Origin of the sequence: Selenomonas sp. oral taxon 138 str. F0429 (assembly GCF_000318175.2) — a bacterium.
GTDB classification, from domain to species: domain Bacteria; phylum Bacillota; class Negativicutes; order Selenomonadales; family Selenomonadaceae; genus Centipeda; species Centipeda timonae.
This window is the reverse complement of sequence record NZ_KB290947.1, coordinates 407,258-430,054: the sequence shown is the minus strand read 5'-3', so window position 1 is coordinate 430,054 and position 22,797 is coordinate 407,258. Positions and strand designations below refer to the sequence as shown.

Below are 22,797 nucleotides of genomic sequence, written 5' to 3'. Positions count from 1 at the left end.
CATCCGATGCGGACGAATCGCTCCATTTTTCATTCATCTGGCAGTTGATCCAATACGTCAAGGAGACTGTGTGCAATCGCCTTTGCTAAAAATGGAGGAACAGCATTGCCAACTTGTTGATATTGGGCATCTTTTGTCCCTTCAAAGATAAAGGAATCTGGAAAAGTCTGCAACCGTGCCGCTTCTCGGATGGAGATTGCACGATCCAGCGTGGGGTGAATCCACATGGATTTCCGTACGTTTACGACCGTTCCGCAGGGCTCGTCATAGCGTAGACGCATGTAGATCGTATTCTGTGTGCGCGTGGTATCGGTATATGTGGTCTTGAGGGAGGAATCGAGATCGTGGAAATTCTGACCTTCCTGTAACGCACGGAATCGTGTCAATGCAGTATCGCCTGTTGCTGTTACTACATGGTTGTAAAGACGCATTCCTCGCAGATTTTTTGCAAGCACGGAGACATCGCTCCGTGGAGGGAGTTTAATGGAATCACTATCGACATCAACAGATGGAGGGATTTCCTGAAGATCGCCGATAGCATCGCGCACGGTCCGATAAAAGCCCTCATGATAGAGCGCTGTTGGCGGTGTATATTCTGCTTGGCAACTGTGTGATAATCCAACGAGGATAAAGCGCTCCCTTCGCTGTGGTGCGCCATAGTGTAGCGCATTCAGTGTGTGCTCGTACAAAGTATATTTATGCGGCTCAGCATCCAACATTATTTTGATGTAGTCAAGTACGGCATAGGACTTGACTAGGGCGACAATAGCCCCTTTCTCTTCGCGATAGTCAAAGATGTGAATGCGATTTTGTGCAAGCTCCCTTGATTTTCGGAACGCATGCTGCAATAGAAGTACTTCCTCCATGCTTTGTATCATCATGGAAAAGTCGGTTTGTTGCGCTATGTATGTGAGCAGTCTCTCTGCGAAGGCGGCATCCTTTTCATGTAGGAGCCTGGAGGCCGCATCCGTTTTCTCCCTCTGCGCGAGTTGTTTTAACTGTGGCAGGAGTGTCGAGCTATGTTTTTGTAACGAGGCATCGAATTTATCTTGATTTTTACGGAAACGATAGAGTGCTCGGATCGTTTTATAGAACGATTCTACCCAAAAATAGGAATCGTTGTTGTCAAACGTTCGCATAAATTCCAGTGCGCCGTTGAACACTGCCCTTGCAGGAAGTATATCGAGGGAATCATCTCGTAGCGTCAGTCTCATAGTACGCTCGTTGCTCAGGTCTGATTCGTCTACAAGGAAACGGTGAGCTTCTGAGCGCAGTGCCGCGACGTTTTCCATGATGAATGCCGTCGGTCGCAACGTACAGATTGCATGAACGTATTCTTTTACAAGGCGATTGTTCATATTGATCAGGCTGGTACGCTGGCGATTTGCATTGGAAAACCCCTGACATGGTGGTCCTCCGATCACCATATCAATCTGTCCGACGGATGCTTTTAGCTCTGCATAATCAATCGTGCAGACATCTGTATAGAGCTGTTTTACATGAAAGTTTCGTTTGTATGTCTTTCTTGCGTTGGGGTTAATCTCTGCCGCCGCGACGATGTTCATCCGTCCGGTTTGTCGGAATCCAAGGCTAAGACCTCCAGCGCCGGCAAAGAGATCGATAATGCTATATGTCTTGATAAACGTCACCTAATTTCTGATTGTTGCTATGGCAATATTAGACGATTTATGACCGATATGCAAGAGAAAGCAACTTTTGTAATAGTTTATAAATCGGAGTTGATGGCTCTTATATGGAATCAGACATTTTGCTGGGAGAATGATTTCTCCTACAATAAAGGCAGGTAAACTGTTTCTGTAAGTCGAATATAGTGTATATCGATTTGAGAGGTGGATTATCGAATATGACGCGCAAAAAAAAGCAGACGAAATGCCCTGATTATCGACTGTTGATAGAACCAACATGGTATGCTCTCGTTCAATTAGGAGGCTCAGGTACCAATAGTGAGATTGATGCAGAGATTATCAGGCAGTTGGGGTTATCGGAGGAAATAGTTGATGAACCACACAAAGAGACTGGAAATGAGACAGAGCTCGAATATCGTGCAAAATGGGCGCGAACATATTTGAAAAAATATGGGTTGATCGAAAATAGTGCTCGGGGCGTATGGTCAATTGCTCCTCAGTATCAGAAAATGGTGGAACAGGTAGAAATTGATAAAAATGAAATTATCCGTACTGTGCGGCAACAGCTTTCCCCCAACAGAAATGATTTCGGTGACAATACAAATGAACAGGGGCTGACAATAGCAGACGTGTCGGATGAGGGCCGATCATGGGAACGGCGTCTTTCGGGTATTCTCATGGAGATGAACCCCTATGGATTTGAAAAATTAGCGCAACGGCTCTTGCGTGAATGTGGATTTTCTCAAGTCTCTGTGACAAAAAAATCGGGGGATGGCGGCATTGATGGGAATGGAAAGTTGAAAGTCAATGGCATTCTCACATTCAATGTGGCGTTTCAGTGCAAGCGATATAAGGGTGTTGTAGGAGCAGCAGACATTCGAGACTTTCGTGGATCATTGACTACAGATATTGAAAAAGGTATTTTTATTACAACAGGCACCTTTTCTAAGGCGGCGAGAGATGAGGCGGTTAGTCCCGGAAAACAGCAAATAGACCTGATCGATGGAGAGGAACTGCTGCAAAAACTGGCAGAATACAACATTGGTCTCCGTGAAGTTCGTAGCTATGAAATTGACGAGGAGTATTTCATGAGCCTTTGATGGTATTCTGGGGGATGATGAAGAATATTTTTAACAACAAATCCCCCGCCGCAGAGCTGCGACGGGGGATTGTTCGTGAGAATATAGGGGAAAGGACAGTACTGTCAGGCTGGCATCAGGTGATGGATGCCTGATAGATGCTGTCGATTGCCTTCTTGAGGACGGCGTTGAATTCATCGTCGCTCTGCGAGAAGCGCAGATCCTGCGCGAGGGCGCGGGAGAAGCTGGCGATGAGGCCGTGGTTGCGGGCGAGTTTTTCGTTCGCATCGTCCATGGTGTAGCCGCCGCTGAGTGCGACGACACGGACGACGTGGCTGTCCTTCATGATCTCTGCGTAGAGGTTGTCGACGGTCGGGATGGTGACCTTGAACATGATCTTGGCATCGGCGGGCAGCTTTGCGAGGTGCTCCTTCATGCAGCCGAGCATGATCTCCTCTGCCTTTGCTTTGTCGGGGCAGTGGATGTCGACCTCGGGTTCGAGGATGGGGACGAGTCCCTTGTGGACGATCTGCATGCCGACCTCGAACTGCTGGTCGATGACGGCACGGATGCCGTCGGGGTTCGCCTGTTTGATGACGGAGCGCATCTTTGTACCGAAGATGTGACGCTCGTTTGCGCGGTCAAGCAGCTCGTCGAGTCCCGGGATGGGCTTCATGAGCTGAACGCCGTCCTTCTCGTCGGCAAGCCCCTTGTCGACCTTGAGGATGGGGACGATGCCCTTCTGATTCCAGAGGAAATCAGCGGAAAAGAGGCTGTCGATCTTGCGATCCATCGTGTTCTCAAAGAGGATTGCCGCGAGGATACGGCTCTTGTCGAACGAGGGGCTCTTGATGATGCGGGTGCGCATCTCGTGGACGCGCGTGAACATCTCCTCCTCGCCGTGATAGGCGCTCTCGTCGACGCCGTACGCCTTGAGTGCCTTCGGCGTGGAGCCGCCGCTCTGGTCAAGTGCGGCGATAAAGCCTTTGTCCTCGGTCATGCGTTTGAGCTGCTGTTGATTCATTGGACATACCTCCTAGTTGTGAACATATGAGAGAGGGGAAAACTCCCCTGTTGGATTCTGACCTTATTATAACGCAGTTGAGAAGTGAAATCAATTCTTATAAGAGGATTTATCAAAAATAAATGATGTTCGTGTATCCTTGTGCTTGACCCACCCGCTGAAATATCGTAAGGTAACGGCATCGAATATATGGGGAGGATTCCGCTGATGCGCTTATATCATTGGATTCAGGCAAAGATGTTCAGCACCTATGAAGACTGGTGCCTGAAGTGCAGTTCGATGAACCGTCACGGCTTTCATATTGTGGGGATCGAGAACGAATTGAAGTCCATGCGGGACGGATACAATATGTTTGTGGAGATCTGCCCGCCGCAGGCGGTCGAGGGCTGCACGTCGATGAAGGCAATCAGCGGGGCGACTGCCGATCAGGTGAATTTGCTGTTGGAAATGGAGGGAAAAAGATACTGTCGCGCGGGACTTTCGTATGACGATGCGGCGCAGATCATGAAGGCCTTCGTGCAAAAAAGAGTGCTTCCCGATGTCGCGGAATATGAGCCGACCGAAGACGATCCAAAAGCGATTGCGGACACATTCGCTGCGTTTGCCAATATTCTGTGCGTGGATGTCGCATATACGAAGCAGCTGCAAAAAAAGTTACAGGTGAGAGGTTCCACAGGCATCGACACTGCGTGGGAGGGTCTTTGCAAAAAACTGGTGCGCAGCGGCAGGGCAGTGGCGCTCGACTGGAAGAGCGAGCGGGAGGATTTTGTTGCTGCCGTGCAGTCGCTGACAGCAGGCACGGGACTTGCTGTTGACGGGGATATGCTCGGTGAGACGGACGGGATTTCTGTCTGGAGCAAGGATGTGAATGCGCATTGGCACGATCATGTCCTTGCTGCGATGGATATGAACAACGAGGACTATGTTCTGCTTGTTTTGACAAGGGCAGATTTTGTGCGCGCGGCAGAATGCGCCCGTGTTCTCCTGCACCGAATTGCGCGGGCAGAGGAGATGTGAGATATACAAAAACAGCGATTTGCAAGAGCATGCAGATCGCTGCTTTTGTATGTTGCGATTAGTTTTCGTACGACCAGCCGTACCACGAGGAGGCGAGGGCGGCACGTGCATCCGCATCGAGTGCCTGCCATGAGACGAAGCTCACGCGGCGTCCGCTGTCGAGACGGTTGCGTAGGAACGCCTCGGCCTCGCTGCCGTAGGGATCGACGTCCTTGTTCAGATAAAGGAGCTGCATCGAGGTGTAGAACGGCTCGACCTGTTCGCCGTAGATACCTGCAGTCCCTTCCGCATGGGCGTTCGTTCCGACGCCAAGGTCGACGTCGGCCCAGAGAATCTGGGCATCGTATACGATGCCGTAGCGATCCGTTGCGCTCGTCCAGCTTTCGTCGCGCGGCATCCGCTGCGTATCGACCATGTAGATGTAGTGTCCGTCCGTATTTTTCCCTCGGATGTGGAGACGCGTGAGGTCGGGGAACTGTGTGTTCGCATTATTGATAGCGTACGGCTCGAGCGTTGTCCCGTCCTCGCTGATCTCATACGCTGCGCCGTAGATCTGACTCGGATAGTTGTCGCAGAGGTATTTGAGGCCCTTTTTCTGTTCCTCTGAGATGCCGTCCCCCGCATAGTAGAGTGGATCTCTGTTCAGGAAGTGCCGGCTGATGAGGAGCTCGAGTCGTCCGTTGTGATTGAGGTCGGTGACGGCGGCATAGAACGTGTAGTGACTGCGCTTCGCCATGCCGCTCTTTAGGATGCCGTCCCATGTGTGATAGAGGGTGTTGATCTCCTCCTGTATCACACCCGATGCCGCCATGACATCGAGCTGCGCTTCGGTGTCGATCGCTGCGGGGGCGGCGGAGGCGGATGCTGTCAGCGAGAATGCGGCAAGTGCCGTGATGATGGTTTTTTTCCATGCGTTCATCCTTTTGCTCCTTCCAATGCGCCGTAGACAAAGCCTGCCCACGAGGCGGCAAGGGCTTCCTGCGGGTCGCGGTTGAGTTCGTCGCCGCTCACCCAGCGGATGGAGCTTGGCGGCAGGAGTGCCTCGTCAAAGGTCTGATACAGATCGGTCTGCTGAAATTCCCGTTCACTCATATTCGTATGGGCGGGATCGCCGTCAAAGACACTGGCGGAGACGTTGATTTTCCTGCAGGTGGAGGGACTGTCCACGTCCCGATAGCTACCTTTTTCCACGGCGAGCAGCTGACAGCGCAGCGTTCCATGGTCGAGGGCGACGCGCTGATAGGACGCTGTATAGGTGTAAGAAGGGGCATTGCCCGTGAAGTAATCGCTCCGGGAGACGGTCACGGTACGGACATGATGCCAGCGCGTGCCGTGCTCGTCAATCTCACTGAGGGGGTGGAGGTTCATCAGATCGGGCCAATCGTAGCCGTTCTCTGCGCGGAGGCGTTCGAGCCGTCCGTCCGCAGAGATCTCGTAGGCGGACAGGCTGATATCAATCGGGATATCCACAACACCCGCCGCATGGGGGCCGGATATATCCATCAGCGTCATCGCATGGCGAAACAATAGCTCAAGCCTGCCGTTGTGGTCGAGGTCGGTGACGGCGATGTGCGTCAGACGGCGGTTGAAGCGCATGAGGTGGGGCTGCGGTGTCTGCCCTGCGTCCCACCGAGCGACGAATTCGTCCTTCCAGAGCGGCTCTGCCTCGGCGATGATCTTCAGCTGCGCATTCGCATCGGCGGGATGCTTGATTGCGCTGCAGTAGAGGATGAGGCATAGGGGGCAGCAGCGGCGGACGCCGTGACCGCACTGAGAACGAGGAGTGCAGCTGCTGCGAGCAGTCCTTTCTTGAAGTGTTTCATGGGGATCCTCCTTTCGTACAATGGATTACGGTGCGGCGGTTCGTGCGCTCATCCTCTGACCACCGCTCCGTCGTGCGTCCAGCTGTACCATGAGGATGTGAGCGCTTCGTGCGGATTTTGCTCGAGATACTCCCATGAGATGGGATCGAGCGTGGGGCCGTCATCGGTGTGGCGGATCTCGGGCGGAATGCTGCTCGGATCGTACGTATGGCCTGTGATGAGATCCTGGCTCCATGTATAGTACGGCTCGACGTATGCTCCGTAGACCCCGGCAGTCCCCTTGGTGATGCTCGTCTGCGCAACGATGAGCACGCCGCCCTCAAGGCGGATCGTGTACCCCTCGCCCACGATGCCGTAGCGTTCTTGGCCGTCCTCCACGGTGCTCTCGCCGGTCATGCGCGCGGCAGATGCCAAATAGACGGGAGTGCCGTTTACCCCTGTCGGCCGCACATGGATGCTCATGAGGTCGGGAAAGCCGCCGCCCTTATAGGGGAGCTCTGCAGACGTCCTGCTGTCCACGATGTCAAGCGGCACAAGACGTGTGCCGTCCGCGTTGATCTCATAAGCCGCACCGTGGATATAGCGGGGAAACATCTCCGCAAGCTCTGTGAGACCTTCTTTTTGCTCCTCTGAGATCTCGTTTCCCGCACGCAGGAGCGGCTCATAGCTGAGCGTCCGGCGGCTGATGAGGAGTTCGAGCCGTCCGTCGTCGTCAAGATCCGTGACGGCAGCGCAGAATTTATATGCGGTCATATTTTCGCGGCTGCGGATGCGGACTGTGTCAATCTCCGCCTTTAGGGCGTGGGAGCGCGCGATTACATCCAGCTGTGCCTCTGCATCTGGGACTGCGGGCGCGGCGAATGCTGCACTTGTGCAGATGGAGAGGGCTGTGAGGGCGGCAAGTGCGCATTTTGCAGCGTAGGTATGGAGCATTGTTCTCATCCTTTCGCGGTTTGAAATTACATCAGAACTTCACCTCGGGAACGTAGCCACCATAGCCGCCGCCTCTCCCGGAACCCCCTCCGCCGCTGTATTTTCCTGAAGTGAGGAGATTCAGCAGGACGGATAGGGAGAGCACAGCAAGGCCGAACACCGGCCCCACAATCCAGAGGATGAGCAGGAGGATAGGAATCGCGATGAGGAATCCACCTACATAATGGTAGAAAGGGGCACTGGATCCCTCGTCAATCGAGTCCGGCACGGTGACATGGGCTGCTTCGCATATTTGCACGCCAAGCAGGCCATAGCTCTTTCGTATTTGTTCGGAAAGATCGTCCTTGTCCATGGAAAACTCGGATCGAATGCGATTTTCTGCATATACCGTATCGTGACTCTGGTCCAGAGCCCCCAGTGCGGAACCGTAGAAAACCCCGACCGTGCGTTCCTCCTTTGCGACGAGGAGCAGGACTCTCTTTCCCTGCGCTGCATCCGCGAGATGCCAGCCCGCAAGGAGCTGCTCTGCAGATTGCCGATCGTTCACGCCGCTCAGCGTCGGCATGGTGACGAGGATGAGCTGTGCGCCCGTCGCATTCATGAGATCCTCGCCCATCTTCTCAATCTATGTGGCGTCCTCCGGCAACAGGAGGTCGCCGAAATCCGCCACGCTGCCGAGATGCGCGGGCTTTGCCGGGATGCCGAGCGCAGCACCGAGCCCCGCAAGCTCTGCGCCGTACTCCGCAGCCGCCTTTTGTGCGAGCGCACCATACGCCCGCAAAATTGCCGCGGAGTAGTTCTCGTTGCGGAACGCGGGGGTCATCGCATCGAGCACGCTGCCCGCGTAGTCGTCCGTGATTGCGCCCTCGAGCCCGTAGCCGACCTCGATGCGGAAGGCGCGGTCGTCCTTTGCAATCAGCAGGAGGACACCGTTGTTCATCCGCGCGTCTCCGATGCCCCAGCTGCGAAAGAGCTCATTTATGTGTAAGTTGTCGCATACTAATATTACTGTAGCATACTTTTGAATTTTTTGTAACTGTCATAAATGACAGGTTTTCAAAGTTTTTTTGAGGAAATTTTGCGCATGCAAAAACGCCCCCGCATTGCGGGGGCGTTCGTATTGCCGTTATTTACCTCAGCAGGTGTGGCACTTGTCGTAGAGACCCTTCTCCTTGAGGAGTTTCACCATCGTCTCGCCGATGTGGGCGACGGTATCCGCGACGGGGATACCCGCCGCATTGAGGGCTGCAACCTTGTCCGCTGCCGTGCCCTTGCCGCCGGAGATGATCGCGCCTGCGTGACCCATGCGCTTGCCCGGAGGCGCCTGACGACCCGCAATGAATGCGGAGACGGGCTTGTCCTTCATGTTCTCCTGAATCCACTTTGCAGCGTCTTCCTCCGCCGTGCCGCCGATCTCGCCGATGATGAGGACAGCGTAGGTGTCAGGGTCGTCCTTGAAGAGCTGGAGCGCGTCGATGAAGTCCGTGCCCTTGACGGGGTCGCCGCCGATGCCGACGGTGGTCGTCTGGCCGATGCCCGCGTTCGTGAGCTGGAATGCCGCCTCATAGGTGAGTGTTCCGGAGCGCGAGATGAGTCCGACGTGGCCGGGCTTGCTGACGGAGCCGGGCGTGATGCCGAGCTTCGACTGACCGGAGGTGAGGAGTCCGGGGCAGTTGGGGCCGACGAGGCGCGTCTTTTTGCCCTGCATATAGCGGCGCACCTTCACCATGTCGAGCACGGGGATGTGCTCGGTGATGCAGACGACGAGATCGAGCTCTGCGTCGACCGCCTCAAGGATGGAGTCCGCCGCAAAGCGCGCGGGGACGTAGACGACAGAGGCGGTTGCGCCCGTTGCCTTGACTGCGTCCGCAACGGTGTTGAATACGGGCACGCCCTCGACCTGCTGACCTGCCTTGCCGGGGGTGACGCCGCCGACGATCTTCGCGCCGTAGTCGAGCATCTGCTTCGTGTGGAACATGGCAGCCTTGCCGGTAATGCCCTGTACGATGACCTTGGTATCTTTATCAATCAGAACTGACATTGTATGACCTCCCTTTCGATCAGGCTTTTGCCACGGCAACGAGTTTGACGATCTGCTCTGCGCCGCCTTCCATCGTGGGCGCGGGGAAGACGTTGCCGATCGGTGTGTTCTTCAGGATCTCGCGACCCTCTTCGACCTTCGTGCCCTCGAGGCGCACGACGACGGGAACGGGGAGGGATTTCCCATCCGTGGAGATGATCTTTGCCGCCTCGATGATGCCGTTCGCGATGTTGTCGCAGCGGTTGATGCCGCCGAAGATGTTGACGAAGATGCCCTTTGCCTGGCCGCCCTCGAGCATAATGCTGAACGCCTTTGCGATCTTCTCGGGCTCTGAGTCGCCGCCGACATCGAGGAAGTTCGCGGGCTCACCGCCGTAGTGCTTGATGATGTCGACGGTCGCCATCGCGAGGCCTGCGCCGTTGACCATGCACGCGACATCGCCGCCGAGGTTGACGTAGTTCAGCCCCGCAGCCGCAGCCTCACGCTCCTTCGGATCCTCCTCGGTCTCGTCGCGCAGCTCTGCAATGTCGGGATGGCGGAAGAGTGCACTGTCGTCGAAGTTCAGCTTCGCATCGAGTGCGATGACATCATCGTCCTCGGTGACGACGAGCGGGTTGATCTCGACCTGCGAGCAGTCCTTGCCGATGAATGCGTCATAGAGTCCCTGCATGAGTGCGGCCGCCTTGCGGATCGCAGGTGCGGGGATGTTGATCGCGTATGCCATGCGTGTTGCCTGGAACGGGGCGAGTCCGATGACGGGGTCGATGTACTCCTTGATGATCTTCTCGGGGGTCTCCGCCGCGACCTTCTCGATCTCGACGCCGCCCTCCTCGGAGCCCATCATGACGATGCTCGCCGTCTGGCGATCAACGACAAAGGAGAGATAGTATTCCTTCTTGATCTTCGAGCCTTCCTCGATCAGGAGGCGTCCGACCTTTTTTCCCTCGGGGCCGGTCTGGTGCGTGACGAGGACTTTTCCGAGAAGCTCCTGCGCGTAGGCACGCACCTCATCCACGTTCTTTGCGATCTTGACGCCGCCCGCTTTGCCGCGGCCGCCTGCGTGGATCTGCGCCTTGACAACGATGACGGGGGAACCAAGCTTCTCTGCGTTTGCGACTGCCTCGTCGACGGTGAACGCCGGCAGACCGTTCGGCACGTTCACGCCGAACTCGCGCAGAACCTGCTTGGACTGGTACTCATGAATATTCATTTAGTCAATCCTCCCTTAATTTTTGTGAGCAGAAGTCTTTATAACTCCTATCTTACGCTTCTTTGATAGAAAAGTCTAGCTGTTTTATATAAATGAGTAATTGAAAAAATTGACTTGTTATAAGTATCTGCTATAGATGAGATGTGATCATAAAGATAGAAAAAGATAGAAAAGGGAATTATACGAAGTCGTTAGCTTCGCATAACACCCTTTTCCTTCCTCATAAATTATCGAGTTTGTAGACGGTCTCCGCCTCCCAGACCTCATCCATGCGCAGTTCGGGCTGGGGGAATGCAGGATTCGCGGGCGCGTTCGGGAAGAACTGCGTCTCGAGGCAGAAGCCGCCGCGCCGTGGGAACTGCCTGCTGCCTTTGCCGATGAGGGGCTTTTTCGCGAGGGCGTTGCCGGTGTAGAACTGCATGCCGACCTGTGTCGTATAGCAGGAGAGGGCAAGCCCCGTCTTCGCGGAGGTGACGCGCGCCGCCTTCTTCAGATGCGAATACGGCTCGGGTGCGATGTCGCCGCGTAGCACCCAGTTGTGGTCATAGCCACCCGCCATCTGCAGCTGGTCGTAGTCCGCGTCGATGCGTTCGCCGATGCGGTGCGGCGTTGTGAAGTCCATCGGCGTGCCGAACACCGTGAGGATGCGCCCGTCGGGCAGGGACTCTGCATCCGCCCACGTGAACTCGTCCGCATAGATCTCCGCCTCGTGATCGAGCACGCTGTCCGCCGTCGCCCCCTCGAGGTTGAAGTAGGCGTGGTTCGTGAGGTTGCAGATCGTGTCCGCGTCACTGACAGCACGATAGGAGATGTGGAGTGCGTCATCGTCCGTGAGACGATAGGCGACCTTTGCCTCGAAATTGCCAGGGTAGCCGCCCTCTCCGTCGGGACTGATCGCGGTGAACTCTACGCCGCCGTCCACGATCTCTGCCGTCCAGAGGTGATAGTGCAGCCCCCTTGTGCCGCCATGGATGTGGTTCTGCTTGTGTGAGCCCGAGTTCAGTTCGAGCTGATAGGGGCGCCCTGCGATCGTGACGCGCCCGCCCGCAATGCGATTCGCGTGGCGTCCGACAATGGCACCCATCGAGGCAGTGTCAGCGACATAGTCCTCGCCCGTCTCATAGCCGAGCACAATGTCGAGCGGCGCGCCGTGCACGAGCCGCTCGAACTTCACGAGGCGCGCGCCGTAGGTCGTGATCGCGACCCGTGTGCCGTGCTCATTCGTCAGCGTGTAGAGATCGATCCGATCCCCGCCCGGCATTGTGCCGAACGGCTCCAACTTCAATTCCGTCATTGCAGATTCCCCCCGAAACAGAAACGACAGTCGAAAACCCTTCTCTATTGTAGCACATTCTCACGTATTTTCCACGAAAAAAAGATAGGGAAACGCTGGTTTTATCAGTGCTTCCTTAAAACAATCGCGCCCGCAGGGCAGTCCTCCGCCGCCTCGATGGCATCGTCCTGTTCGGCGGGCCGCGGCTGGCGCACGATAACCGCAGCGCGTGCCACGCGGTCGATGCGGAAGACGTCGGGCAGCCGCTCCGCGCACATGCCGCAGGAGACACAGGCGTCGGTGTCGATGGATAGTTTCATCGCACTCTCCAAATGAAAATTTCCTGCTGCACCGAGGCGCAGCAGGAGTCTTTTCATATCAAATATAACACACGCCTACAGTATGAGCTATATGTGCGCAGATGTCTGTGACTGCAGCAACAATCAGATCCCCGTGCTTGCGTCCGAGCCCTCGAGCATCTTGTGCAGGTAGGCGCGGATCTCGACGCCGTGCTCCATCTTCATGACATCGGCGAGGAGTTCCTTTGCCTGCGTCGAGGTGACGGAGCGGATCATTTCCTTGACACGCGGGATGCTCGGCGCACTCATGGAGAGCTCCGTGATGCCCATGCCGAGGAGGATGACGGCGGCGTACGGGTCGCTCGCCATCTCGCCGCACATGCCCGCCCAGATGCCGCGCTCGCGCGCGCTCTGGATCGTGCGCTGGATGAGGCGGAGGACGGCGGGGTTGAACGGGTTGTAGAGGTTCGCGATCTGTGCGTTGCCGCGGTCGACCGCGAGCGTGTACTGGATGAGGTCGTTCGTGCCGATGCTGAAGAAGTCGACGTACTGGGAGAGGAGTGGGGAGACAACAGCGGCGGCGGGCGTCTCGACCATGATGCCGATCTGCACGTCGTCGGAGTACTCCTTGCCCTCGTGGGCGAGCTCGACCTTTGCCTGCTCGACGAGCTTCAGTACGCGCTGGATCTCGCTGACGCTGATGACCATCGGCACCATCATCGCCGCCTTGCCGTAGAGTCCTGCGCGCAGGATCGCCTTGATCTGTGGGAGGAAGAGGTCATGACGGTCGAGGCTGATGCGCAGTGCGCGGTAGCCGAGGAACGGATTCTCCTCGGGGTCGATGTTGAGGTAGGGCAGGGGCTTGTCGCCGCCGATGTCCATCGTGCGGATGACGCAGATGTGGCCGCCGCATTTCTCGACAGCGGCGCGATATGCCTTGAACTGGTCTTCCTCGCTTGGGATTGTCGTGGAGCCCATGAAGACGAACTCGGAGCGGAAGAGGCCGACGCCCTCCGCGCCGTATGTGAGCGCGTTGTCCACGTCCATATGCGTGCCGATGTTCGCCGTCAGCTCGATGCGCACGCCGTCCTTCGTCACAGCCAGGAGATCCTTGAGTGCCGCGTAGTGCGCCGCGAGCTTCTTCTGCTCCTCGATCTTGGTTTGATAGAGTGCGCGCTCCGTTTCGGTCGGACGGATGATGATGTCGCCGCGGCTGCCGTCGAGAATCAGCTCATCGCCGTCTTGGATGAGGTTGATCTTGTCGCCGATGCCGAGGACAGTCGGGATTGCGCGCGCCTTTGCGATGATGACGACGTGGCTCGTTGCACTGCCCGAGCCGAGGATGACGCCCGCAATCTGCTCCGTGGGCATCCCCGCCACAACGGACGGCTCGATCTCCTCGCCGCAGAGGATGACCTGACCCGCGCCGATCTCAGGCTCCTTGACGCCGAGGACGTACTTGGCGATGCGCTTGCCCACATCGCGCAGGTCGATCGCGCGCGCGGCGAAGTACTCGTCCTCCATCTGTTCGAAGAGCTGTGCCTGCTCGTTCGCCGCGTCGAGGATGCCCTGCGGTGCGCTGCCCGATGCATCGATCTTTGCCTTGATGTTCTCCGCCATCATCGGATCCTGTACCATCATGCGATGTGCCTCGAGGATGGCTGCCTGCTCCGCCTGCTCCTCTTTGCGCAGACGCTCGATGGTCGCGAGCAGAGTCTCGGTGACGGCGACGAGTGCCGCCTCCGCCTTGCTCTGCTCCTCTGCGACGGAGCCGGGCTTATAGGCTGCAAGATAGCCGTCGAGGTTCTGCCCTGCGAGCATGACCTTGCCGACGGCGATCCCGGAGATGACGCCTTTTCCACGGATTGTTTCCGCCATATCTAACACCCTCCCTATTCCTATGAAAAAACGCCGCGAGGCAAACAGTGTACTGCAAAACCTCGGGGCGTCCCGTAGTTATCCGATTACTCTTCGCCGAACTTCGAGTTGACGAGATCTGCGAGCTCCTTCACGGCTGCTGCCTCGTCCTCGCCCTCGGCGATGATGGTGAGCTCCGTGCCCTTGACAAGCCCCATGCTCATCAGCATGAGAATGCTCTTGGCGTCAACTTTCTTGCCCTTTGCCTCGATCTGGATCTTGGACTTGAACTTCGTTGCCGTCTGAACGAACACCGATGCGGGACGTGCATGAATGCCCGTCTTGTTCTCGATCATCACTGTTTCCTGCGTCATGTGAACCTCTCCCATCCGTTAGTGAATCAGCCTATATTCCCCTCACGCACACGACTTGCATCTGCGCACGCGAATGAATGTCACAGCCATTATACTATAAAATAAGAAATGAAAAAAGAGCCGAAAGAAAAAAGTTTTGGAAAAAGAGCGGCGAAATTTTTTAATATTTACGGTATCCAAAGAAGGAATTTGCGCGTTCATGTCGAAATCGTCTTAGAATACCTATCAGTATGCCCGCTGTATCGGGGGTTGGTCGTGTGAAAAGGGGGCGACGGCATTGCAGCAGCAGATTCGCCTTTCCTCGCTCATTTTTGCCGTCCTGATAAGCATCGGCGTCGTTGCGGGGCTGATCGCTCTGCGCCCGCCGCTCACCGAGGTCTACTATATGCAGATGGGCGCGCTGATTGCGGGTGCGGGACTCATTGTAACGCTCTACAACCGCTTTCTCACGGCGCGTGCAGGGCGACGTGCGCAGACGGTCGAAATGCAGGAGGCGCTCGCGGCAGAGCCGGAGGCAGAGACGCCGACGGTGGATCGTGTGCCCGCGCTTGCACCGGCGGTCTACGCCGAGACGCAGGAGTGCGAGCTCCCCACGGAGACGCTTCCTGAGCCGCAGCTGACACAGCTGCCGGAGCTGACAGCGGAGAGCCTGGATGCACTGCTGGATATTGCATACGAGGCGTCGGAGAGCGAGCCGCTGCGTGCCATTGCGGCGTATCGCAGAGCGCTTGCGCGCTATCCGGATGACTCCTATATGCCGTATCTCATCATCGAGCTCTCGACGCTTTACAAGCGACGCGGGGACTACGATGCGGCGCTCCGCCTCTTTGACGAGGCGCGCGCGCTTCCCATCATTGCACAGAACGCCGTCATGGCGCAGGAGTTTGAGCGCTCCCGCAGAGCCCTGACCGTCGTTTCTCATATGCTCGCGGCGCAGGGAACGCCCTCGCTCCCCTTTGGTGATGTTCCAAAGGAGATTCTCGCCGAGGCAGATCGGCGCGCCGAGGAGCCGAACACCTGACATTTTATAGTAAAATGGAGGAATACACATGAAGAAAAGCGTTGACATTCTGGGACTTCCCGTCATCAGCATCACAGAAGGGCGCGAGCTCGGCATGAGCAAGACCCTTCTCATCGATGCACCGAACCGCGTTGTCGCGGCAATCACGATTGAGGACGAGGACTGGTATCGCGGAGTCAAGCTCATTCCCTACGATAATGTCATTGCAGTCGGCGAAGATGCCGTCACGATCAACAACAGCGAGAACATCCTGACGCTCGATGCGGCAGGCGATTTCGAGACCCTGCTCGACGACAACATCCGCGTCATCGGCACGAAGGCGATCACGCGCACGGGTGTCATTCAGGGCACGATCACTGAGATCTTTATCGGCGATGACGGCAATATTGAGAAATGCGAGATCACGACGCCCGAGGGCTCGACCTCCGAGGTGACGGCGGATCAGGTCTCTATCTTTGGCAAGGAAGTTACGGTTATCTCCCCGGAGGGCGATGCCGGAAAAAAATCTGACGCAGCGGCTGCACCGGCGGCATCCGCTGTGACAGCGCCCGTGGTCGAAGAGGCTGCGGCTGAGCCGGTGGCTGAAGTTGCTGCACCTGCGGTGGAGGAGCCTGCGGCTCCTGTTGCTGAGGTTCCCGCTGAGGAGCCGGCAGAGGTGCCTGCTGTGGAGGAGGCGCCTGTCGAGGTTCCCGCAGAGGAGGCATCTACGGCTGAGCCTGCAGTACCTGCTGAGGAGCCGGCAGCAGCAGAGCCCGCCGAGGACAAGAGTACGGATCGCGTGAACGAGGATCGTCATCGCCGCTTCCTGCTCGGCAAGAAGGCGACGCGTACGATCAAGATGGACAACGGCGTTGTCATCGTCGAGGCGGGCGCGGACATCACCGAGGAAGTCCTGCAGAAGGCGAAGCTTGGTAATAAGTTCATCGAGCTGTCGATGAGCGCACAGTAAGAGCAAGTATAATAGAATAGGGGAGCTGCCATGCGGCGGTTGAGAGGGGACAATGCGTCCCGACCCACGACCTGATTTGGATAATGCCAACGTAGGGAAAACACGCACGCAGCGCGGCTATGTCATTGGCATAGCCGCGTTTTTATCGCTAGAGAGTCGCCTAAACTACAGGCGCCCCTATCGGCTCGCGATGCTCGCCACTTCCCCCGTTCTGACGGGGGAAGCTGACTACCGTATCCCAAAGCCTCCCCCGCCGAAGCGGGGGAGGGGGACCATGCGAAGCATGGTGGAAGGGGCGTTTTGAGCAGATAAGAAGGAGGTTCATCATGGAAAAGAGGACAGGACTCGGCGCGAATGCGCTGATTTGGTTTGGTGCGGGCGTCTCGCTCGCGGAGATATTGACGGGCACGTTTTTTGCGCCGCTCGGCTTTCGCGACGGCGGTATTGCCATCGTTGTCGGGCACGTGATCGGCTGCGCGCTGCTCTTCCTTGCGGGGCTGATCGGCGCGCGGACGCGGCGGAGCGCGATGGAGACGGTCAAGATGGCGTTCGGGGCGCGCGGTGGACTCCTCTTTGCTGCACTGAACGTCCTGCAGCTCATCGGCTGGACGAGCATCATGATCTATGACGGCGCGCTTGCAGCGGGCAGTGTCATGGCGATATCGCATTGGATCTGGTGTCTCGTAATCGGGGCTCTGATTATTGTATGGATTCGCATCGGTATCCTGCGCATTGAGCGCGTGAACGTCGTCGCGATGACAGCGCTCTTCCTTCTCACCGTGCTCCTCTGCTCCGTCATCATGGGCGGCTCGGGCGCGGCGGAGTCCTCGCCTGCGGGCGAGGCAATGAGCTTTGCGATGGCGCTCGAGCTGTCGATTGCAATGCCTCTCTCGTGGCTGCCGCTCATCTCGGACTATACGCGCGAGGCGGAGAAACCCGCCGCAGCTGCCGCCGTCAGCGCTGTTGTCTACGGTCTTATCAGCTGCTGGATGTACTTCATCGGCATGGGGGCGGCAATCCTCACGGGTGAGTCGGACATCGCGCAGATCATGCTCCACGCGGGGCTCGGCGCGGCGGGGCTCGGCGTCGTCGTCCTTTCGACGGTTACAACCACCTACCTTGATGCCTACTCGGCGGGCGTCTCGAGCGAGAGCATCGTGCGCGGCATCTCGGGGCGCGCGGTCGGCATCGGCGTCACTGTCTTCGGCGCGGTCGCGGCATCCCTCTATCCGATGGATGACATCACGGGCTTCCTCTACATCATCGGCTCGGTCTTTGCACCGATGATCGCCGTCCAGATTGCGAGCTACTTCATCCTGCGCGAGGATGCGGCGGGGCGCTCCGTCCACGCGGTCAACCTCGCTGTCTGGCTCGTCGGATTCCTCTGCTATCGCTATCTCATGACACTCGACACTCCAGTCGGAAGTACACTGCCGACCATGACAATCACACTCGTGCTTGCACTGCTGACGCATCGCATATTTGAAAGGAAACCCCAATGAACAGCTCCATCATCGAAAAGATACGCCGCGCTGCGCCCCTGATCCACTGCATCACAAACTACGTCACGGTCAACGATGTGGCGAATGTCCTGCTCGCCATCGGGGCGCGCCCCGTCATGGCGGACGATCCCGCCGAGGCGGAGGAGATCACCGCGCTCTCTGCGGGGCTCTGCCTCAACATCGGCACGCTGAACGCACGTACGATCCCGAGCATGCACGCCGCAGGAAAGCGCGCGCGTGACCTCGGGCATCCCGTCGTCCTCGATCCTGTGGGTGCGGGCGCGAGCAAGCTCCGCACCGAAACCGCGATACGTCTCCTCGATGAAGTGCATCCCACTCTTGTGCGCGGCAATATCTCCGAGATTCGGACGCTTGCCGTCGGTACGGGCACGACCTCGGGCGTCGATGCGGATGCGGCGGATGCCGTCACCGAGGAGAATCTGGCGGTGTCGGCGGACTTCCTGCGCGCCTTTGCCGCACGCACGGGCGCGATTATTGCCGTCACGGGCGCAGTCGACCTTGTGACGGACGGTAGCTCCTGTTATGCTGTGCGTAACGGACGTTCCGAGATGGGGCGGGTCACGGGCACGGGCTGTCAGCTCTCCGCGCTCCTTGCGGCGGCACTTGCCACAGCACCGAGCGATCCCATTGTCGCTGTCGCGGAGACGGTCGCCCTTATGGGCGTGGCGGGGGAACTCGCTTGGGATCGTATGGGGGAACATGACGGCAACGCCTCGTATCGCACGCGCATCATCGACAGCATTTACTGCATGACAGACGAAGAACTTGCGGCACACGCGAGCATTACCAAACTTTGAGGAGGGAACACGATGAAAATGTATACGGCACTCACGATTGCGGGCAGCGACTCGAGCGGCGGCGCGGGAATTCAGGCGGATCTGAAGACCATGACCGCACACGGTGTCTACGGCATGAGCGCCCTCACCGCACTCACGGCGCAGAACACGACGGGCGTCACCGACATCCTCGCCGTCCCGCCCGCCTTTCTCGCGGCGCAGCTCGACGCCGTATTCACCGACATCCCGCCCGACGCCGTGAAGATCGGCATGGTCGCGGATGCAGCGCTCATCCGTGTCATTGCGGAGAAGCTGGATGAATACAGGGCAAAGAATATCGTTGTCGATCCTGTCATGGTTGCGACCAGCGGTGCGCGGCTCATCAGCGAGGATGCGGTCGATGCGCTCGTGGAACTCCTCCTGCCGCGTGCGGCGATCATCACGCCGAACATCCCCGAGGCGGAGGTGCTTGCCGATATGCCGATCACCGACCGCACGGCGATGACTGCGGCAGCGGCGCGCATCTACGAGCGTACGCATGCGGCTGTCCTCATGAAGGGAGGGCACAGCGTCGACGATGCAAACGACCTGCTCGTCGATGGGGCAGGTGCACGCTGGTTCGAGGGGCGGCGCATTGCGACCGCGAATACCCACGGCACGGGCTGCACTCTATCGAGTGCGATTGCCTCGAATCTCGCGCGCCGTATGAAACTCGACAGCGCGGTCGAACGTGCCAAGGCGTACCTCTCTGGCGCACTCGCAGCGGGGCTCGACCTCGGCGCGGGCAGCGGCCCGCTCGCGCACAGCTTTGACCTCAAGAGTGAATACATCTAAGGAGACTCCAATGCTTGACACACGTACCCGCAAACTCACCCTCGCCGGCATCCTCGTTGCCGTCGCTGTCCTTGGCGGACTCTTTAGCTTCCCCGTGCTCGGCAGCCGCTGCGCCCCCGTGCAGCACCTCGTTAACATCCTCGCCGCCGTATTCCTCGGCCCCGTGTGGGCGGTCGGCGTTGCATTCGCTGCAAGTCTCCTCAGAAACATCGCGGGGCTCGGCAGCCTCATGGCATTCCCCGGCAGCATGATCGGCGCACTCCTCGCGGGGCTCGCTTTCTATTACACACGCCGTCTCGAACTCACTTGCATCGCGGAGATGCTCGGCACGGGCATCCTCGGAGCCCTCGCGGCATACCCCGTTGCCGCGCTCCTTATGGGACTGACGCCCTCGAGCTACACCGTCTATATCGTCCCCTTCCTCCTCTCCACAGGCGCGGGCAGCATCCTCGCGTATGTCCTCCTGCGGTTCCTGTTGCCGAAGATTCGGCGGGATTGAAATACGTGTTGATATGTGTTAGTATATAGTCAGCTTTACTGTGAGGAGGCGATGGCTACGACCTCGAAGGAATTGCTGAAAATCCTAAAGAAACATGGATGGTATGTTGAGCGTGTACACGGTTCACATCATATACTAAAACATGATGAAAACCCAATGACTATTGTGCTTCCACTACATAATACGGACATGAAGCCGGGGATACTACATTCTATTTTACGGGATGCAGGATTAAAATGAGGAGTTGGTTTAAGATGTCGAAAAAACAATATACCGCAGTTTTTCATCCTGAACCGGAGGCTGGGGGATACTCTGTTTTTTTTCCTGACTTACCGGGGTGCTATACACAAGGCGATACACTCGACGAGGCAATCTCTATGGCGGAAGATGCGCTCGGACTCTACCTCTACACACTGAAAGTGGACAAGAAGCCGTTCCCACCTGCGACTGACCCCGCCGACATCAAGACGAGCGGGCGCGACTTTACGACGCTCATCGCGTGGGATGAGGCGGCGTACTTGCGGCGCGTGGACAGCCGCTCGGTCAAGAAGACCCTCACCATCCCCGCATGGATGGATACGCTTGCGCGCGAACGCAACATCAACTTCTCTCAGCTCCTGCAGAATGCAATCCGCAGGGAGTGTGGGATTTCTACTTAACGAAATAACATAGAGCATCCATCGACTGTTCTACGTATAAAGAAAAACCACGTGATAGTCGCGTGGTTGGAGAGCGTTTAAGCGGTGAATAGAAGAGGCTGTTGCACAAGTCAAATGACTTCGTACAACAGCCTCTTCCGTATATATGGCTCAGGGGGTGACTGCGCGCTGATAGGCGCGCAGTTTTTCGATGTATGCTGTAATGGTCTTTTCGAGCTTGCTGCTCTCCTGATCGGCGGTGACGACAGCGTGGTTCGACTGGTTGCGCTCCTCGCGGATGTCGAAGTAGCCGCGCAGGTAGTCCAGCGCCGCGTCGAGCGGCAGGTCGCTGCGCATTATGCGCTTTGCCCCCGCGAGCATCCTGCGATAATCCGCCTCGCGCTTCGCCCACTTTTGCTCGCGCAGCTCCTCGACCGTGAGCTGCGGTGCGGGCGTTTTCGTCGGGCGGTCGATATCTGCAGCGGAGAGTCCGAAGATCTCTATCACGCAGCCCTCGGAAAGACCTCCGACACGTTCGGGGATCAACTGATAGGACAAAGGGGTCTTTTGCCCTTTTTTGAAATACTCGATGGCACGCCTTAGGGAGGCGTTCTCTGTATTGATCGGGTGTAGCAATATGTCCTTGTTGGTGTATACGTTAAGTTTTTCGCGATGAGCATCGAGGAAGCTGCGCAGGGGCTTTTGCAGATCCTCAGGAAGCTCCGCGATAAGGGCTTCTCGATTGTGTTTCAAAATAAAGCAAAACATTTCTCCCGCATCGCCATAAGGGATTTTGTTTTCTGTCTTTTTGGGGCGTTTATCCGAATACGAAATAATGAATTCCTGCTGCCAGCTGCGGAAACCATTCTTTGCGTTTTTCTTACACTTGCGCATGGCAAGAATATTCTCTGTATAGCATATTCTCTTATCCACGATGATCTGCGGAATCCATTCGGTGCAGAGGGTCATTGCCTGCTGAAGGAATTTCTTGCGCAGGCACCATGCAATGATGTTCAGGTGGCGCTCCTCGCTCGTGCCGCTGCCGAGGACGGTGCCGTATTCCCTCTCGAGTACGCGGATGATCCGCCGAAAGAGCTCCTCCTGTATGGGGCCGCCGCTCTGATTGCGGAACACGCGCATGTGTTCGCCGAGGCTTTCCAGTTCCTTCTCGATGATGCTCGTGCGGCAGATGCGTATGGCGTCGGAGAAGCTGCGCATTGCGCCAAGGAGGCTGCGGAATGGCTCGCTGTACGCTCTGGTGTCACCAAAGTATTCGTCCAGTGCCTGTACGCTACCGTATTTTTGAAACTCGTCCATGCCCGCGATCATGTCGAACATGCGATGGATATCGTCGGCAAACACGATGCTTCCCTTTGGTGCATTCCGATCTTTTCCTGCATAGAGGACGTGACCAATGCGAATGCCCATGTATTTCGAGAGCTGCATGATGGCGAGCATCATCATCGAGGTATGGCGAAATCCACCCGTCATGTCGGCGTGCAGGACAATGTCGTGCAGACCCGCTGCCTCCGCCGCCTCCTGTTCACGCTGGATGACGTCGCCGAGGGCGGCGATGTAGCGCATTGCCCCCTCCGTGCCGGCGTCCTCATCGAAGGCGCTTTCCTCGAATCGCTCTGCAAGCTCCGGGTGTTTTGCCTTGACCTGCTCCTTTAGGAAGTCGATGGCGGACATGGAGCTACGTCCGTATTTCTCAAAAATATTTTTCCATGGCTCTGCTGAATGAAGCTTTGTAACATCTTTGCTTGTGACGAGGATGATCCGATCCAGTCCTCCCGCCTCGCGGAGACTGTGCTGCAGCTGATAGATGCCTGCCTCATTGGTCTGTATACCACAAAAAGCGGTGCCGTCGTCCGCACCGCTATACTCCACCGTCTCCGGGATTTTGGGCAAGCTGCTCACAAATGCAATCATGATGTTGTAGGTCTTTTTGTCCAAGAGGATCATCCTTTCTTCTCAGTGC

25 protein-coding genes and 1 riboswitch are annotated in these 22,797 nt (G+C 57.1%); of the genes, 10 read left to right on the top strand and 15 right to left on the bottom strand.

Annotated features, from left to right (window positions below):
- Positions 1-29: 29 nt before the first annotated feature.
- Positions 30-1,649 (bottom strand): DNA cytosine methyltransferase, encoded by a 1,620-nt coding sequence (locus HMPREF9163_RS09095; RefSeq protein WP_009441467.1) that lies wholly within the window; start codon positions 1,647-1,649, stop codon positions 30-32.
- A 215-nt stretch (positions 1,650-1,864) separates the two neighbouring features.
- Between HMPREF9163_RS09095 and HMPREF9163_RS09090 the strand changes: the two genes are divergently transcribed.
- Entirely contained in the window at positions 1,865-2,746 is an 882-nt protein-coding gene (locus HMPREF9163_RS09090) for a restriction endonuclease (protein WP_009441466.1), read from the top strand.
- A gap of 115 nt (positions 2,747-2,861) precedes the next feature.
- Here HMPREF9163_RS09090 and HMPREF9163_RS09085 read toward each other — a convergent pair whose 3' ends face one another.
- A complete protein-coding gene (locus tag HMPREF9163_RS09085) occupies positions 2,862-3,749 on the bottom strand; it encodes a fructose bisphosphate aldolase (protein WP_009441464.1) in 888 nt (295 codons plus the stop codon).
- 207 nt (positions 3,750-3,956) lie between these two features.
- Here HMPREF9163_RS09085 and HMPREF9163_RS09080 point away from each other — a divergent pair, with 207 nt between their 5' ends.
- Positions 3,957-4,766 carry a DUF6630 family protein gene (locus HMPREF9163_RS09080; RefSeq protein WP_037346770.1) on the top strand — a complete coding sequence of 270 codons (810 nt, stop codon included), beginning with the start codon at positions 3,957-3,959 and terminating at the stop codon, positions 4,764-4,766.
- Between the two features lie 58 nt (positions 4,767-4,824).
- Here HMPREF9163_RS09080 and HMPREF9163_RS09075 read toward each other — a convergent pair whose 3' ends face one another.
- The 12 genes from HMPREF9163_RS09075 to HMPREF9163_RS09025 form a co-directional block, all read right to left on the bottom strand.
- Complete coding sequence (locus tag HMPREF9163_RS09075) at positions 4,825-5,685, bottom strand: hypothetical protein (RefSeq protein WP_009441462.1); 861 nt, start codon at positions 5,683-5,685, stop codon at positions 4,825-4,827.
- Positions 5,682-6,362 carry a hypothetical protein gene (locus HMPREF9163_RS09070; RefSeq protein ID WP_009441461.1) on the bottom strand — a complete coding sequence of 227 codons (681 nt, stop codon included), beginning with the start codon at positions 6,360-6,362 and terminating at the stop codon, positions 5,682-5,684. Before HMPREF9163_RS09070 ends, HMPREF9163_RS09075 begins: the two co-directional genes overlap by 4 nt.
- A gap of 83 nt (positions 6,363-6,445) precedes the next feature.
- On the bottom strand, positions 6,446-6,589 hold the full coding sequence (locus tag HMPREF9163_RS12115; protein WP_009441460.1) for a hypothetical protein: 144 nt from the start codon (positions 6,587-6,589) through the stop codon (positions 6,446-6,448).
- 48 nt (positions 6,590-6,637) lie between these two features.
- Positions 6,638-7,522 carry a hypothetical protein gene (locus HMPREF9163_RS09065; protein WP_009441459.1) on the bottom strand — a complete coding sequence of 295 codons (885 nt, stop codon included), beginning with the start codon at positions 7,520-7,522 and terminating at the stop codon, positions 6,638-6,640.
- A gap of 31 nt (positions 7,523-7,553) precedes the next feature.
- On the bottom strand, positions 7,554-8,138 hold the full coding sequence (locus HMPREF9163_RS09060; RefSeq protein ID WP_009441458.1) for a TPM domain-containing protein: 585 nt from the start codon (positions 8,136-8,138) through the stop codon (positions 7,554-7,556).
- A 9-nt stretch (positions 8,139-8,147) separates the two neighbouring features.
- Complete coding sequence (locus HMPREF9163_RS09055) at positions 8,148-8,528, bottom strand: TPM domain-containing protein (RefSeq protein ID WP_071530375.1); 381 nt, start codon at positions 8,526-8,528, stop codon at positions 8,148-8,150.
- Positions 8,529-8,657: 129 nt separating this feature from the next.
- A complete protein-coding gene (sucD, locus tag HMPREF9163_RS09050; protein ID WP_009441456.1) occupies positions 8,658-9,563 on the bottom strand; it encodes a succinate--CoA ligase subunit alpha in 906 nt (301 codons plus the stop codon).
- Between the two features lie 19 nt (positions 9,564-9,582).
- Complete coding sequence (gene sucC / locus HMPREF9163_RS09045; RefSeq protein WP_009441455.1) at positions 9,583-10,773, bottom strand: ADP-forming succinate--CoA ligase subunit beta; 1,191 nt, start codon at positions 10,771-10,773, stop codon at positions 9,583-9,585.
- 220 nt (positions 10,774-10,993) lie between these two features.
- Positions 10,994-12,067 (bottom strand): aldose epimerase family protein, encoded by a 1,074-nt coding sequence (locus HMPREF9163_RS09040; protein ID WP_009441454.1) that lies wholly within the window; start codon positions 12,065-12,067, stop codon positions 10,994-10,996.
- A 104-nt stretch (positions 12,068-12,171) separates the two neighbouring features.
- The gene (locus tag HMPREF9163_RS09035) at positions 12,172-12,366 is read right to left on the bottom strand and encodes a ferredoxin (RefSeq protein WP_037346837.1); all 195 of its coding nucleotides are present in this window, start codon (positions 12,364-12,366) and stop codon (positions 12,172-12,174) included.
- A 123-nt stretch (positions 12,367-12,489) separates the two neighbouring features.
- Complete coding sequence (gene ptsP, locus HMPREF9163_RS09030) at positions 12,490-14,223, bottom strand: phosphoenolpyruvate--protein phosphotransferase (protein WP_009441452.1); 1,734 nt, start codon at positions 14,221-14,223, stop codon at positions 12,490-12,492.
- A gap of 86 nt (positions 14,224-14,309) precedes the next feature.
- Entirely contained in the window at positions 14,310-14,576 is a 267-nt protein-coding gene (locus tag HMPREF9163_RS09025) for an HPr family phosphocarrier protein (RefSeq protein ID WP_006696600.1), read from the bottom strand.
- Positions 14,577-14,853: 277 nt separating this feature from the next.
- Here HMPREF9163_RS09025 and HMPREF9163_RS09020 point away from each other — a divergent pair, with 277 nt between their 5' ends.
- The 8 genes from HMPREF9163_RS09020 (at position 14,854) to HMPREF9163_RS08990 (ending at position 20,837) form a co-directional block, all read left to right on the top strand.
- A complete protein-coding gene (locus HMPREF9163_RS09020; protein ID WP_009441449.1) occupies positions 14,854-15,597 on the top strand; it encodes a tol-pal system YbgF family protein in 744 nt (247 codons plus the stop codon).
- 28 nt (positions 15,598-15,625) lie between these two features.
- Entirely contained in the window at positions 15,626-16,546 is a 921-nt protein-coding gene (locus HMPREF9163_RS09015) for a PRC-barrel domain-containing protein (protein ID WP_009441448.1), read from the top strand.
- 8 nt (positions 16,547-16,554) lie between these two features.
- Positions 16,555-16,661, top strand: a riboswitch (TPP riboswitch).
- A 211-nt stretch (positions 16,662-16,872) separates the two neighbouring features.
- The gene (gene cytX, locus HMPREF9163_RS09010) at positions 16,873-18,048 is read left to right on the top strand and encodes a putative hydroxymethylpyrimidine transporter CytX (protein WP_009441446.1); all 1,176 of its coding nucleotides are present in this window, start codon (positions 16,873-16,875) and stop codon (positions 18,046-18,048) included.
- A complete protein-coding gene (gene thiM, locus HMPREF9163_RS09005; RefSeq protein WP_009441445.1) occupies positions 18,045-18,866 on the top strand; it encodes a hydroxyethylthiazole kinase in 822 nt (273 codons plus the stop codon). The genes cytX and thiM overlap by 4 nt, the downstream gene beginning before the upstream one ends.
- A 12-nt stretch (positions 18,867-18,878) precedes the next feature.
- Positions 18,879-19,679: a bifunctional hydroxymethylpyrimidine kinase/phosphomethylpyrimidine kinase gene (thiD, locus tag HMPREF9163_RS09000; RefSeq protein ID WP_009441444.1), complete on the top strand. Its 801-nt coding sequence runs from the start codon at positions 18,879-18,881 to the stop codon at positions 19,677-19,679.
- A 10-nt stretch (positions 19,680-19,689) separates the two neighbouring features.
- Positions 19,690-20,178 carry an energy coupling factor transporter S component ThiW gene (gene thiW / locus HMPREF9163_RS08995; RefSeq protein WP_009441443.1) on the top strand — a complete coding sequence of 163 codons (489 nt, stop codon included), beginning with the start codon at positions 19,690-19,692 and terminating at the stop codon, positions 20,176-20,178.
- Between the two features lie 51 nt (positions 20,179-20,229).
- Complete coding sequence (locus HMPREF9163_RS11805) at positions 20,230-20,418, top strand: type II toxin-antitoxin system HicA family toxin (protein ID WP_009441442.1); 189 nt, start codon at positions 20,230-20,232, stop codon at positions 20,416-20,418.
- Positions 20,415-20,837, top strand: a complete 423-nt coding sequence (locus HMPREF9163_RS08990) for a type II toxin-antitoxin system HicB family antitoxin (RefSeq protein WP_009441441.1) — start codon at positions 20,415-20,417, stop codon at positions 20,835-20,837. Before HMPREF9163_RS11805 ends, HMPREF9163_RS08990 begins: the two co-directional genes overlap by 4 nt.
- A 150-nt stretch (positions 20,838-20,987) precedes the next feature.
- Here the strand turns inward: HMPREF9163_RS08990 and HMPREF9163_RS08985 are convergent, their stop codons facing one another.
- Entirely contained in the window at positions 20,988-22,781 is a 1,794-nt protein-coding gene (locus tag HMPREF9163_RS08985; protein ID WP_009441440.1) for a TM1812 family CRISPR-associated protein, read from the bottom strand.
- Between the last annotated feature and the right edge of the window lie 16 nt (positions 22,782-22,797).